Origin of the sequence: Ferrovibrio sp. (assembly GCF_017994015.1) — a bacterium.
Lineage (GTDB): Bacteria > Pseudomonadota > Alphaproteobacteria > Ferrovibrionales > Ferrovibrionaceae > Ferrovibrio.
Genome location: NZ_JAGOLP010000001.1, coordinates 310,210 through 322,975, shown reverse-complemented (window position 1 = coordinate 322,975; position 12,766 = coordinate 310,210). Strand labels below are relative to the sequence as shown.

Genomic DNA, 12,766 nt, shown 5'->3' with positions numbered 1-12,766 from the left:
CTTGAAAATTCAGTGCCGCCAGCCTAAATAAAACTGGCGCCGGGACGACCCGGCCGCTCCCCCAAATACCGATGGGACGGCCCGTCACAGCGAACGAGCCTTCCCATGGCATGGATTCTCCTGTTCCTGGCTGGCCTGGCCGAAATCGGCTGGGCCGTTGGCCTGAAATACACCGCCGGCTTCACCCGGCTTATGCCCAGTCTGCTCACCATCGGCGCCATGATCGTCAGCCTGGCTTTGCTTGGCCTGGCGCTGAAAAGCCTGCCGCTCGGCACGGCCTATGCGATCTGGACCGGCATCGGCACAGTGGGCACGGCTTTGCTCGGCATCTGGCTGTTTGGTGAAAGCGCCGACTGGCTGCGGCTCGGCTGCATCGGCCTGATCGTGGCCGGCATCATCGGCCTCAAGCTGGCGGCGCCGGCGTAACCAGCAACAGCGCACCCTCGGCGCCGATCACCTGCACGATGCTGCCGGCCGGCAGATCCGGGCCGCGCACCGGCCAGACCGTGTCGCCCAGCCGCATTTCGCCATGGCCGTTTTCCAGCGCGCCTTCCAGCCGGCCGCGCTGGCCGATCAGCCGGGCCGCGCCCTGGTTCACCACTGCCTCGGGATTGGCCGCTGCGCCGCGCTTGCGCAGCCACAGGCCGAGTCCGAGGCAGAGCGGCGCCAACACGGCAAAACTGCCGAATTGCGCCGCGCTGCTCAGATCAGGCAGCAGCCAGAGCAGGCCGCCAACACAGAAGGCGGCGGCGCCAAACCAGATCAGCACCGCGCCGGGCAGCAGGATTTCCAGCCCGGCCAAGGCCACGCCCAGCGCCAGCCAATGCCAGGGTTCAAGTGCAAAAGGCAGGCTCATGGCGTGCTGCCGCCGCCCCAGGGGCGTGGCACAGGCTTGGCCGCCGCTTCGCTGCCAAAAGCCTGTTTCGCCAATTCGCCGATGCCGCCCAGGCTGCTGAGCAGACCGGTGGCTTCCATCGGCATGAAAACCAGCTTCTGGTTCGGGCTTTCAGCAAATTTGCTGAATGCCTCAACATATTTCTGCGCCACGAAGTAGTTCATCGCCGCCACATTGCCGTCGGCAATGGCCTGGCTCACCATCTGGGTTGCCTTGGCTTCCGCCTCGGCCAGCCGCTCACGCGCCTCGGCATCGCGCTTGGCGGCTTCCATGCGGCCTTCGGCTTCCAGCACGGCGGCCTGTTTGGCGCCCTCGGCGCGCAGGATGCTGGCCTGTTTGGCGCCTTCGGCGGTGAGGATTTCAGCGCGTTTCTCGCGTTCGGCGGTCATCTGCTTGGCCATTGAATCAAGCAGGTTCTGCGGCGGCTGGATGTTGCGCAACTCGATGCGCGTCGCCTTGATGCCCCAGGCCAAAGTGGCCTGATCCACCACCGAGAGCAGGCGGCGGTTGATCTGGTCGCGCTGCGACAGCACTTCGTCCAAATCCATGGCGCCGATCACCGAGCGCACATTGGTCATCGCCAGGCTGGACAGGGCAAACAGCAAGTCCTGCACCTCATAGGCCGCCTTCACCGGATCAAGCACCTGGAAGAACACCACGCCATCGGCGGTGACGGTGGCATTGTCGCGGGTGATGACTTCCTGGCTCGGAATGTCGAGCACGGTTTCCATCAGCGACAGCTTGCGGCCGATGCGGTCGATATAGGGGATGATAATCGACAGGCCCGGGGTGAGGGTGCGGATATACTTGCCCAGCCGCTCCACGGTCCATTGCTGGCCCTGCGGCACGGTCTTGACGCCGGCAAAGACCGTAACGGCCACCAGGGCCAGCAGGATGATGGCAACGATCAGCCCGGCGGAGATTTCCATGGGATTTCCTTGGTTGCGGCGATTGCTTCCATCACATTGGCATGTTGCCAGGGCTTTGCAAGCCGTCAGCCTTGCATGCGCGCTGCCGGCGGCGGCGAGGCTTGCAGCAGCAGGGCGCGGCGTATCCGCAGCAGCCGGTTGGCCAGCTCGTTGGCGGTGGGATGATCTTCCCGGCGCAAAGCGGCGGCGATGCGGTCGAGATGTTCGGCCGCCTGCTGCTGGTTGCCGCCCTGCATGGCGATCAGGCCGGCATCGAAAAAGCCGCGCCCCAGCCCGGCCTGTTCCAGCCGCTCGCGCATCGGCTTCGGGATGCCGTCATAGAGCAGATAGCCGGCCCAGGGATCGGCCAGCCGAAGCGCGCTTGGCGCAAAGCCCGGCCTTGGCGCCCCCGGGATGCTTTCGATCTCGGCAAAGAATCGTTCCAGCGCCGCATCCAGGCCACGCTGATCCGCCTGCATCATGCGGCCATAGGCCAGCGGCAGCAGCAACATGGTGGCGGCATCGCGGCGGGCAATGTCGCCACCCGGCAGCAAACCGGCGCGGTAGCGCTCCGCCACGGCAACGATCTGCGCTGCATTGCGCTGGCGTAGTGCCAGGGCGAGGCGCATATAGGGCAGTTCGGCCGCCAGCCGTGCCGCCATGGTGCTGCTATTGATGCCATCCGGTTCCAGCCAGCCGGCGGCTTCGATCCGGTCGATCCAGGCAGCAGCCTCGGCATCCTGGTTTTGCCGGATCAGGATGGCCACGCCGACAAACTGCACCATCGCCGCCGCATGGCGCAGCGCCGGATTAGCTTCGTTGCCGAATTCAGCGGCAATCGCCCGCGCTTCGGCCAGGGCTTCGGCCGGCTGCTGCGCCCGGCGCAGATCGGCCAGCGCCCAACGTGCCTGCACTTGCAGGCTGCGCAATTCATTGCCGCGCTGGCCGGCCAGTTGCTGCGCCACGGTCCGGCAGGCGGTTTCGGCCTGGGCGGTGTTTGGCAGCTTGGCCAGCGCCAGGCAGCGAAAAGTGGCGGCCTGGGCCTGGCGCAATTGTGCCGGGTGGCTTGCCAGCACGGCATCCATGTTGCTGACCGCCGCTTCATAACGCTGCTGTGCCATGGCGCTGAGGCCATTGCGAAAGGCTTCGTCGCTGGCGCTGTTGTCGGTGGTGACGCAAGCTGTCAGCAGCAGAACCGGCAGCAGGGCGGATAAAGGGCGCATGATCGGATGGCTCACTCGGTTAAGAAAGTGAGCATCCTTTCCATTTACGGGAAAATCAAGCGCCCTATTAAACCTCCAGCCATTCCTTGCGGGTGGCGGCATCGGCCTGCAATTGTGCCGGCGTGCCTTCAAACACCATCTGGCCGTGGCCCATGACATAAAGCCGCTGCGAGATTTTCAGCGCGATGGTCAGCTTCTGCTCCACCAGCAGGATGGCCACGCCGCGTTCGGCGATGCGCACCAGCAATTTGCCAACATGTTCCACCATCATCGGCGACAGGCCCTCGGTCGGCTCGTCCACCATCACCAGATCGGGATCGCCCATCAGGGTGCGGCACATGGTCAGCATCTGCTGTTCGCCGCCCGACAGCACACCGCCCGGCGCCTCGGCGCGCTCGGCCAGGCGCGGGAAGATGTCGTACATGTCCTGGATGCTCCAGCGCCCGGTCTTCTTGGCGTGTTTCTGGCCGAGATAGAGATTCTCGCGCACCGTCAGGCCGGGAAAGATGTCGCGGTTCTCGGGCACGTAGCCGAGGCCGAGATGGGCGATTTCATGCGGCTTGCGGCCAACAATCTCCTGGCCCTTGAAGCGGATCGAACCATGCGGCTGCACATCGCCCATGATCGCCTTGATCGTGGTGGAACGGCCAACGCCGTTGCGGCCCAATAGCGAGACAATCTCGCCCTCGCGCACATCAAAGCTGACACCATGCAGGATATGGCTCTTGCCGTAATAGGCATTGAGGTCGCGCACTTCGAGCAAAGTCTGGCTCATGATCAATGCTCCGCTTCCAGCGCCTGGCCGAGATAGGCTTCGCGCACCGCCTTGTTGCTGCGGATCGCCGCCGGGGCGTCGCTGGCGATGATCTGGCCGTAAACCAGCACGCTGATCCGGTCGGCCAGGTCAAACACCACGCCCATGTCGTGCTCCACCATGATCAGGGTGCGGCCTTCCGAGATGCGCTTGATCAGCGCCACAGCATGGTCGGTTTCCGACCTGCTCATGCCGGCGGTGGGTTCATCCAGCATGATCACATCGGCGCCGCCGGCAATGGTGATGCCGATTTCCAAGGCGCGTTGCTCGGCATAGGTCAGCACGCCGGCCAGGATGTCGCGCCTGTTGCCCAGGCCGATACGTTCCAGCACAGCCTGGGCCTGTTCGTTGGCATCCTTCAGCTTGCGCACATTGTGCCAGAAGGAATAGCGATAGCCGAGCGACCACAAAACGCCGCAACGCACATTCTCAAACACCGTGAGGCGCGGAAAGATGTTGGTGACCTGGAATGAACGGCTCAGGCCGCGCCGGTTGATCTCAAACGGCTTGCGCCCGGTGATATCCTCGCCCTTGAGCGCAATGCGCCCGGCGGTGAGCGGGAAGCGGCCGGAGATCAGATGGAACAAGGTGGATTTGCCGGCGCCATTCGGCCCGATGATGGCGTGGCGCTCGCCCTGGCGGATATCCAGCGACACGCCGCGGATGATCGGCGTGGCGCCGAAGCTCTTATGCAGGTCCTGCAACGAAAGTGCGATGGCGGTCATGTTCAGGCCCCCTTGCCGGTGGTGGCGGTGGCGGCGGCCCAGCCGCGTATCACCATCGGCGCCAGCCGGCGGCCGAGCCACAGGCCGAAAACGATCAGCGCCAGCGCGGCGATCCAGGGCGGTATTGTGTTGGAGGCGAAGGCCACACCGAAGAATTTCATCGCCGGGCCTTCGGTAGCGGTTTTCACCAGTTGATGATGCGCCACCTCGATCAGCAGCGACAGGCCGCAGAGGCCGAGCAAAGCCGGCACCAGGATGGCGCCATAGGCCGGCAGCACATGGCCGATGCTGCCGCGCCGGATCAGCGGCTCGTGCATCAGGATCAGGCCGGCAATGCCGCCCGGCGCAAAAATCACCATGGTGATGAAGAGCAGGCCGAAATACAGCATCCAGGCCCCGGTCAGGTCGCTGAGGAAGGTTTGCAGCAAGGTCACCAGCACGGCGCCCAGGATCGGCCCGGCAAAATGGCCAACCCCGCCGATGAAGGTCATCAGCAGCACCACGCCGGATTGCGCGCCGGAAACGTTGATGGCGTTCATCAGTTCAAAATTGATCGCCGCCAGGCCACCGGCGATGCCGGCGAAGAAACCGGCGGCGCAGAAGGTGATGAACCGCACCATCTGTGTGGAATAGCCAACAAACTCGGCGCGTTCCGGATTCTCGCGCACTGCGTTGCACATGCGGCCCAGCGGCGTGCGGGTCCAGGCAAACATCAGCACCATGCACAGGAAACACCACACCGCGATCAGGTAATAAACCTGGATCTGCGGCCCGTAGCTGATATCGAACAGGCGCAGCAGCTTGGTGCGGTTGGCGGTCACACCTTCCTCGCCGCCGAAAAAGCCGCGCAGGATCAGCGACATCGACGCGATCAATTCGCCCAGGCCGAGCGAGATCATGGCAAAGGCGGTGCCGGCGCGGCGGGTGGAGACGGCGCCGAAGATGATGCCGAAGATCAGCCCGGTGACGCCGCCGGCCAGCGGCAGCAGGGGCAGCGGAATCGCCAGCTTGGCGGCGGCGAATGTGTTCATGGCATGCACGGTGAGAAAACCGCCCAGGCCGTAATACACCGCATGGCCGAAGGACAGCATGCCGGTCTGGCCCAGCAGCATGTTATAGCTGAGCGAGAAGATGATCATGATCCCCATCATGCTCATCGTGGTGATGGCGGCGCCGGAAGTGAACACTTTCGGCGCCAGCAGGAAGGCGATGGCGGTGAGGCCCCAGATGGCATAGCCGACGTAATTGACGCCAGATTGCTTGATGGCGCTGCTGCTTTGGCTGGTCATGGCTCAGGTCTCCCGCGTGCCCATCAGGCCGGTTGGCCGGAAGATCAGAATCAGCACCAGCATCAGATAGGGAATGATCGGCCCGATCTGCGCCACCGTGACCTGCCATAGATCACTGAGGAAACCCTGCATCGGCCGCGTCATGCCCAGCAGGCTGAGCGCCTCGCCGAGCGAATAATTGATGGCGATGGCGAAGGTCTGCACCAGGCCGATCAGCAAGGAGGCGATGAAGGCGCCGGAGAGTGAGCCCAGGCCGCCGAACACCACCACCACAAACAGGATCGGGCCGAGCACATGCGCCATGCTCGGCTGGGTCACCAAAGCCGGGCCGGCAATCACCCCGGCAATGGCGGCCAGGCCGCAGCCGAAGCCGAACACCATCATGAAAACCCGCGGCACGTTATGGCCCAGCATCGCCACCATCTGCGGATGGCTCAGCGCCGCCTGGATCACCAGGCCGATGCGCGAGCGGGTCAGGATGGTGAGCAGCACCAGGAAAATCGCCACCGAGATCAGCAGCATGAACATGCGGAAGGCCGGATAGGTGGTGCCGAACAGGGTGAAGGCGGGAAAATCCAGCAGCGCCGGCACGCGATAATCCACCGGCAGCTTGCCCCAGATCATCTGCACCAGTTCCTCGATCACAAAGGCCAGGCCGAAGGTGAACAGCAATTCCGCCACATGGCCCCATTTATGCACCGTGCGCAGGCCCCAGCGCTCGATGCCGGCGCCGATCAGGCCAACCAGCACCGGCGCCACGATCAGCGCCGCCCAGAAATTCAGCCATTGGCTGATCTGGAAGCCGAAATAGGCGCCCAGCATGTAGAAGCTGGCATGGGCGAAATTCAGCACGCCCATCATCGAGAAAATCAGCGTCAGGCCGCTGGCGAGGAGAAACAGCAGCATGCCATAGAGCACGCCGTTCAAGGTCGAGAACAACACCAGTTCAAGCAAGTTACTTCCCCCTCGCCTAGTTTTTGGCGCCCAGTTTACGGTGCCCGGATTTTGCCAGGTCGTTGGACAAGCTGCCATGCTGCGGCTTGTCGAACGGTCTGGACTGGCGGGGCGGCATGGCGCCGCCCCGCTGCCCTTGGCTTCTATCAGCTCGGCTTCGCCATCTTGCAGGTGGTCGGCACGTCGGTATCGGCCATCTTCACCGTGGCAACGGTTTTCCAGCCCCAGCCGGTATTTTCCTCGTCATATTTCAGCTTGGCTTCGGCAATCGGGGTGAACACCTCAATGAACATGTCCTGGAAGAACTGGTGATCCTCGGCGCGCATGTAGGTGGCCGAACCGTAGATGTTGGTATATTTCATGCCGCGCAGCTTCTCGGCAAACACCTTCGGATCGTTTGACTTGGCCTGGTTCATCGCCGTCGCCAGCATTTCCATCTGATTGCGCACGCGCGGATACCACACGCCCATATTGGCCTTCTTGCGGAATTCTTCCTCAAAAGCCTGGTTGGCCGCTTCCATGTGATTCGGGCCGCCTTCCACGATGGTATAAACCCGGTCCTTCAGGCCGGTCTGCTTGATCGCGGTCGGGCCACCGGCGCCACCGGCATAATAGGTGTACCAATCCACCTGCAAGCCGGCATCGGCGGCGGCCTTGAGCAGCAGCGAGATATCCGAGCCCCAATTGCCGGTGATCACACTATCGGCGCCGCTGGCCTTGATCTTGGCGATATAGGGCGAGAAATCGGTCACCTTGGCCAGCGGGTGCAATTCGTCGCCCACCACCTGGATATCCGGCCGCTTCGCCTTCAGCATCTCGTTGGCGGATTTGCGCACCGCCTGGCCGAAGGAGTAATCCTGGTTGATCAGGTAAACCTTCTTGATCTTCGGATTGTTCTTCATATAGCCGGTCAGCGCCGCCATCTTCACATCGGCATGGGCATCCCAGCGGAAATGCCAGTAGCTGCATTTGTCATTGGTGAAGGCCGGGTCCACGGCGGCATAATTGAGATACACCACCTCCTTGCCGGGATTGCGCTCGTTATGCTTGTTGACGAAATCGATCAGCGCCGCCGCCACGCCCGAGCCGTTGCCCTGGGTGATGATACGGGCGCCGGCATCAATCGCCTTCTGCGCTGCCAGGATGCTTTCCTGCGGGCTCAGCTTGTTGTCATAGGTGACCAATTCCAGCTTCTGGCCATTCACGCCGCCCTTGGCGTTGATGCGCTCGATCATGAAGTTGAAATGTTTCACGCCGCCTTCGCCAATCGGCGCCATGGCGCCCGATAGCGGATCGATATAGGCGATTTTCACTTGCGCAAAAGCTGGCGCGGCGAACACGCCCAGCGCCAGAGCCGCCATCACCGGCACACCGTAACGAACTGCCATAGTTTCCTCCATCCCGTTTTTTATGCTGCGGCGCTGGCACCCCGGAATCCATTCCGCTGGGCGCGGTCGCCGATCCCCTGCGCGTTGGCAGGAAATACCGTTGATGCTGAAACGCCGCTCTATCGTTGTGTCAGATTTTCTCCGCGTTTCACTTGACGATGGCGGCGTAAACCATGTCGCGCAGCAGCGCACGATAGGCCACGCGCTGGCTGGGCGACTGCATCATGTAAACCACAAACAGATTCTGCTTCGGATCAACCCACATATAGGTGCCACCGGCGCCGCCCCAGTTATATTCGCCGGCCGAGCCGGCCATCGGCGACAGACCATCCTGCTGGCGCACCGCAAAGCCGAGGCCAAAACCGTAGCCGACGCCCGGCAGGTAGAACGGGCCGGGCTTCACCATGGCGCCCATATGGTCGCTGGTCATGGTGGTGATGGTGGCCGGGCTGAGATAGCGCCGGCCATCCAGGCTGCCCTTGTTGAGCAGCATTTGCAGGAAGCGGGCATAATCCATCGCGGTGCTGACCAGGCCGCCGCCGCCGGATTCAAATTTGCCCGGCTGGCGCGGCTCGCTGAAATCAGCCCCGGCGCCAAAATTGCGGTCATTGGCAAAAGGCTCGGCGATGCGCTTCTGCTTCGCCGCATCGGTGACATAGAAGCTGGTATCCTTCATGCCCAGCGGCTTGAACAGGCGCTTTTCAAACACCTGGCCCAGCTTGGCGCCATCGGCCACTTCCACCACACGGCCCAGGATGTCGGTGTTATAACCGTAATCCCAGGTCGTGCCGGGGGCATAGCCCAGCGGCAGCTTGGCGATGCGGTCGGCGAATTCGGCATTGTCGTAATCGCCAGCCAGCGCGCCGCTATCGCGATAGGCGCGTTTCTGCGCCGTGTCGCCGAAGAAGCCATAAGTGATGCCGGCGCTGTGGCGGAACAGGTCCTGCAACGTGATCGGCCGTGTTGGCACCAGCTCAACCAGCTTTTTCTGCGCATCGGCCGGATCGGGTTTTTCCACCAGAAGCTTGCTGTCCTTGAAGCTGGGCACATAGCGCGCCAGCGGGTCAGCCAGGGTGAGCTTGCCTTCTTCCACCTGCATCATTGCCGCCACCGAGGTGATCGGCTTGGTCATCGAATAGATGCGGAAGATGCTGTCCTTGGCCATCGGGATCTTGGCCTGCGGATCCTGCTGCCCGAAGGCTTCGTAATACGCCACCTTGCCGTGGCGCGCGATCAGCAGCACGGCGCCGGGCATGGTGCCCTTGGCCACATCATCTTTCAGCCGCGTGGTGATCTTGCCCAGGCGGGCGGAAGAGAAGCCCAAAGCTTCCGGCTGTTCGCGCGGCAGATCGGCGGCAAAGGCGGATGGCCCTGGCAGCGTAAGCGAAAGGATTGACGTTAAGGCGACAGCATACGCACGCAGCGCGACATGACGCAGCATCTTGTATCCTCCCAGGTGGCGTTTCATTTGTTTGATCGAACGCCTTATTTGTGGGATTGTCCGACAAAGCCATCTGCCCGTCAAGGGAATTGATGCAGGGGGGGAGTTACCGCGCCGATGAGCCAGGCCATGGACCGTTTTCCGCGCATCACCAGCATGCCGGCCTATGAGCGTGTGGCCGAGGCGATCGAGCAGGAGATCGTCAGCGGCCGGCTGCGCCCCGGCGCAGCGCTCGGCACCGAGGCCGAACTGGTGCGGCAATTCGGCGTCAACCGCTCCACTGTGCGTGAAGGCATCCGCCTGCTGGAACAGGGCGGCCTGATCCGCCGCGATGCCAGCCGCCGCCTGATCGTCGGCCTGCCGCATTACGAACGCCTTGCCTCGCGCATGAGCCGCGCGCTGATGCTGCATCAGGTGACATTCCGCGAATTATGGGAAGCCGCCATGGCGCTCAGCCTGGCCACTATCGAATTGAGCATTCACCGCGCCACGCCGCAATTGATCGAAGCGCTGGAGCGTAATATCGCCGCCACCGAGGCGGCGCGGCACGATCCGCAGCGAGTTGGCGAACTGGATGGCGAATTCCACATGGCGCTGGAAGAAGCCAGCGCCAACCGCGTGCTCAAACTGGCGCGCGAGCCGTCCAACATGCTGATCTATCCGGTCACCGAACTGGTGGTGCGCGATGTGGCGCAGGGCGCCGAACGCCTGATCCATGCGCATCGCATGCTGGTGCTGGCGCTCAAGGAGCGCGATGTGGAATTGGGCAAGCTGTGGACCCGGCGCCATCTCAACGACTGGCGCAAAGGCTTTGAACTCGGCGGCCGCGATTTTGACCAGCCGGTGGATAGTGTGCTGCTCGATGCCCGCCGCCAGAAACCCGGGGAATAAGGCTTAGAGCCGCAGGTAGAGTTTGTTCACGCCGGTGAGCAGGGCATGTACCGGGGCATAGGCGGCGCTGAATTGTCCCCAGTTGAGGCCCAGGGCTTCGGCGATCTGGCCCAGATTGCGCCTTCCATCCAGCAAGGCCACGATGGCGCCGGCGCCTTCCGGTGCCGGCAATTCCAGGCGGTCCTGCTCAAAGGTCACGGTCAGCTTGCCGGTTTTCTCCAAAGCCGCCGCCAAAGCTGCCGGCGGCAGGCCGCGCAGGCCGGGGATCAGCGCCGGATCGTCGGGCCAGGCCGGGCAGGCGGCGGCGCGATGGCGCGGCGCGGCATACAGCACATGGGTTTTCAGGCTGCCGCAGAGCCGCTCGGCCAGCGCCGCCTGTTCCAGCAGCGGCAAAGCCGCCGCCTGCTCGCGCAGCCGCTCGTCTTTCAGATAACTCAGCGGGTCATAGCGGCAGGGTTCGATGAAGGCCACTGGCTCCAGGTCGCAGGTATCCAGCAATTCAACAATCTCGGGCACCAGATAGCTGCGATCCTGGCTATGCAGCAGCAGATCATACAGCCCGGCATCGCCGCTCTGGTGGTCATGCAGGAAAGGATTGCGGCGGAACGGATGCAGCGGCGGCAAATCGGCCAGCAATTGCCGGGTCAGCGCCAGCTTTTCTTGCGGCGTTGCATCCTCGGGCAGGATTTGCCGCAAGGCGGCCTGCAACGGATACACCCCTTCGCGGCCCAGCGTGCCATACAGCATCAGGCCCAGCCCGCCCTGCGGCCCGAGCTGCATCGCCAGGATGCTGAGGCCGATGGCCGGCACCGGCAGATGATGCAGCACGCCGCAGCAATCAATGTAATCATAAGGCCCGGGCGCCAGCTGCGGCAGATCAAGCAGCGAGCCGGTGATGAAGCGGATATTGTTCAGGCCGCGTGCGGCGGCGCGCGCTTCGGCAATCCGGCGCGAAGCCGCCGAGAGATCGAGATAGACCACTTCATGCTGCGCCCCGCCCAATTGCTGCGTGGCGATTTGCAGATACTGCGCCAGCTGGATGGCGCCGTCGCCGGTGCCGCCGCCGGCCACCAGGGCACGGAATGGCTGGCGGAAATCACGCCGCCCGGCAAACAGGTAATGATTCACTTCCGGCAGAAAACTCGGGCTGCCGGTGATCAGGCGCCGCGCCTCATCGGCCGGGTCGCGCACCGGATAGGGATAGGCCTCGTATTGCGCCTGAACCGGCCCGCTCACGGCACAGGCTTCATCACGGCACGGTAATCACCACCTTGCCGGTGGTCTTGCGGCTGAGCAGGGCCTGCATGGCCTGCGGCACCTGGGTCAGCGGGAAACTGGCAGAGACATGGGGTTTCAGCCGGCCCTGTTCAAACAGGCTGAACAAAGCGGCGAAATTGGCGCGGTTCTTGTCAGATTCGCGCGCCGCAAAGGCGCCCCAGAATACACCCACAATGGCACAGCCCTTGATCAGCGCCAGATTGGCCGGCGCTTCCGGGATACGCCCGGAAGCAAAGCCAATCACCAGCAGGCGGCCATCCCAGGCGATGCAGCGCAGCGACTGGTCGAAGGCATCGCCGCCCACCGCGTCATAGATCACATCGGCGCCGTTGCCGCCGGTCAGTTCCTTGACCCGGTCCTTGATGCTCTCGGTGGAATAGTTGATGACATGGCTGGCGCCATATTCCTTGACGATGGCGGCCTTCTCATCAGACCCCACAGTGCCGATCACGGTGGCGCCCAGTTCGCGGCCCAGTTCCACCGCATTGAGGCCAACGCCGCCGGCGGCGCCATGCACCAGCAGCACTTCGCCCTTCTTGATGCGACCGCGGTCCACCAGGGCGTGATAGGTGGTGCCGTAAGTGATCGGAAACCCGGCCGCCACTTCATAGCTCATGCTGTCGGGAATCTTGAATACGTTGTTGGCTTCGGTCACCACAGCTTCGGCAAACGAGCCATGGCCGGTGGTGGCCAGCACGCGGTCGCCGGGCTTGAGGTCGCGCACCTTTTCGCCCACCGCCTCGATTGTGCCGGCACATTCCATGCCGGGGGCAAACGGGAAGCTGGGCTTGAACTGGTATTTGCCGGCGATCATCAGCGTGTCGGGGAAATTCAGGCCCGCCGCATGCACCCGGATCCGCACAGATTTGGGGCCCAGTTCGGGCAAGGCCAGATCGTCATAGACCAGGCTTTCCGGGCCGCCCCAGGCCTTGGCGATCATGGCTTTCACGGTGCTGCTAT

The 12,766-nt window shown here is 63.3% G+C and carries 13 protein-coding genes; 2 read left to right on the top strand and 11 right to left on the bottom strand.

Features of this window, described 5'->3' with window-relative positions; all coding sequences use genetic code 11:
* Positions 1 to 105: 105 nt before the first annotated feature.
* Complete coding sequence (gene sugE / locus KBB36_RS01715; RefSeq protein ID WP_290975971.1) at positions 106 to 426, top strand: quaternary ammonium compound efflux SMR transporter SugE; 321 nt, start codon at positions 106 to 108, stop codon at positions 424 to 426.
* Here the strand turns inward: sugE and KBB36_RS01710 are convergent.
* The 9 genes from KBB36_RS01710 to KBB36_RS01670 all read right to left on the bottom strand — a co-directional run bounded on the left by KBB36_RS01710 (position 404) and on the right by KBB36_RS01670 (position 9,637).
* Complete coding sequence (locus KBB36_RS01710; protein WP_290975968.1) at positions 404 to 856, bottom strand: NfeD family protein; 453 nt, start codon at positions 854 to 856, stop codon at positions 404 to 406. The genes sugE and KBB36_RS01710 overlap by 23 nt on opposite strands.
* Entirely contained in the window at positions 853 to 1,824 is a 972-nt protein-coding gene (locus KBB36_RS01705; RefSeq protein WP_290975964.1) for an SPFH domain-containing protein, read from the bottom strand. Before KBB36_RS01705 ends, KBB36_RS01710 begins: the two co-directional genes overlap by 4 nt.
* A gap of 65 nt (positions 1,825 to 1,889) precedes the next feature.
* Positions 1,890 to 3,026 (bottom strand): hypothetical protein, encoded by a 1,137-nt coding sequence (locus KBB36_RS01700; protein ID WP_290975962.1) that lies wholly within the window; start codon positions 3,024 to 3,026, stop codon positions 1,890 to 1,892.
* 67 nt (positions 3,027 to 3,093) lie between these two features.
* Positions 3,094 to 3,801 (bottom strand): ABC transporter ATP-binding protein, encoded by a 708-nt coding sequence (locus tag KBB36_RS01695; RefSeq protein WP_290975960.1) that lies wholly within the window; start codon positions 3,799 to 3,801, stop codon positions 3,094 to 3,096.
* A 2-nt stretch (positions 3,802 to 3,803) separates the two neighbouring features.
* Positions 3,804 to 4,565 (bottom strand): ABC transporter ATP-binding protein, encoded by a 762-nt coding sequence (locus KBB36_RS01690; protein WP_290975957.1) that lies wholly within the window; start codon positions 4,563 to 4,565, stop codon positions 3,804 to 3,806.
* A 2-nt stretch (positions 4,566 to 4,567) separates the two neighbouring features.
* Positions 4,568 to 5,854, bottom strand: a complete 1,287-nt coding sequence (locus KBB36_RS01685; RefSeq protein WP_290975955.1) for a branched-chain amino acid ABC transporter permease — start codon at positions 5,852 to 5,854, stop codon at positions 4,568 to 4,570.
* 3 nt (positions 5,855 to 5,857) lie between these two features.
* Positions 5,858 to 6,808, bottom strand: coding sequence for a branched-chain amino acid ABC transporter permease (locus KBB36_RS01680; RefSeq protein WP_290975952.1), 951 nt, complete (start codon positions 6,806 to 6,808; stop codon positions 5,858 to 5,860).
* 146 nt (positions 6,809 to 6,954) lie between these two features.
* On the bottom strand, positions 6,955 to 8,196 hold the full coding sequence (locus KBB36_RS01675) for a branched-chain amino acid ABC transporter substrate-binding protein (protein ID WP_290975949.1): 1,242 nt from the start codon (positions 8,194 to 8,196) through the stop codon (positions 6,955 to 6,957).
* 148 nt (positions 8,197 to 8,344) lie between these two features.
* Positions 8,345 to 9,637: a serine hydrolase gene (locus tag KBB36_RS01670; protein ID WP_290975946.1), complete on the bottom strand. Its 1,293-nt coding sequence runs from the start codon at positions 9,635 to 9,637 to the stop codon at positions 8,345 to 8,347.
* Positions 9,638 to 9,754: 117 nt separating this feature from the next.
* Here KBB36_RS01670 and KBB36_RS01665 point away from each other — a divergent pair, with 117 nt between their 5' ends.
* Positions 9,755 to 10,528 carry an FCD domain-containing protein gene (locus KBB36_RS01665; protein WP_290975944.1) on the top strand — a complete coding sequence of 258 codons (774 nt, stop codon included), beginning with the start codon at positions 9,755 to 9,757 and terminating at the stop codon, positions 10,526 to 10,528.
* A 3-nt stretch (positions 10,529 to 10,531) separates the two neighbouring features.
* Here the strand turns inward: KBB36_RS01665 and KBB36_RS01660 are convergent, their stop codons facing one another.
* A complete protein-coding gene (locus tag KBB36_RS01660; protein WP_290975941.1) occupies positions 10,532 to 11,764 on the bottom strand; it encodes a methyltransferase in 1,233 nt (410 codons plus the stop codon).
* Between the two features lie 13 nt (positions 11,765 to 11,777).
* Entirely contained in the window at positions 11,778 to 12,755 is a 978-nt protein-coding gene (locus tag KBB36_RS01655) for an NADPH:quinone oxidoreductase family protein (RefSeq protein ID WP_366933160.1), read from the bottom strand.
* Positions 12,756 to 12,766 lie beyond the last annotated feature (11 nt).

Excerpts from the sequence above, each read along its gene's own strand:
- KBB36_RS01690 (WP_290975957.1), bottom strand. The coding sequence starts at position 4,565 with ATGACCGCCATCGCACTTTCGTTGCAGGACCTGCATAAGAGCTTCGGC.
- KBB36_RS01700 (WP_290975962.1), bottom strand. The coding sequence starts at position 3,026 with ATGCGCCCTTTATCCGCCCTGCTGCCGGTTCTGCTGCTGACAGCTTGC.
- sugE (WP_290975971.1), top strand. The coding sequence starts at position 106 with ATGGCATGGATTCTCCTGTTCCTGGCTGGCCTGGCCGAAATCGGCTGG.
- KBB36_RS01665 (WP_290975944.1), top strand. The coding sequence starts at position 9,755 with ATGAGCCAGGCCATGGACCGTTTTCCGCGCATCACCAGCATGCCGGCC.
- KBB36_RS01705 (WP_290975964.1), bottom strand. The coding sequence starts at position 1,824 with ATGGAAATCTCCGCCGGGCTGATCGTTGCCATCATCCTGCTGGCCCTG.
- KBB36_RS01685 (WP_290975955.1), bottom strand. The coding sequence starts at position 5,854 with ATGACCAGCCAAAGCAGCAGCGCCATCAAGCAATCTGGCGTCAATTAC.
- KBB36_RS01695 (WP_290975960.1), bottom strand. The coding sequence starts at position 3,801 with ATGAGCCAGACTTTGCTCGAAGTGCGCGACCTCAATGCCTATTACGGC.
- KBB36_RS01710 (WP_290975968.1), bottom strand. The coding sequence starts at position 856 with ATGAGCCTGCCTTTTGCACTTGAACCCTGGCATTGGCTGGCGCTGGGC.
- KBB36_RS01670 (WP_290975946.1), bottom strand. The coding sequence starts at position 9,637 with ATGCTGCGTCATGTCGCGCTGCGTGCGTATGCTGTCGCCTTAACGTCA.
- KBB36_RS01675 (WP_290975949.1), bottom strand. The coding sequence starts at position 8,196 with ATGGCAGTTCGTTACGGTGTGCCGGTGATGGCGGCTCTGGCGCTGGGC.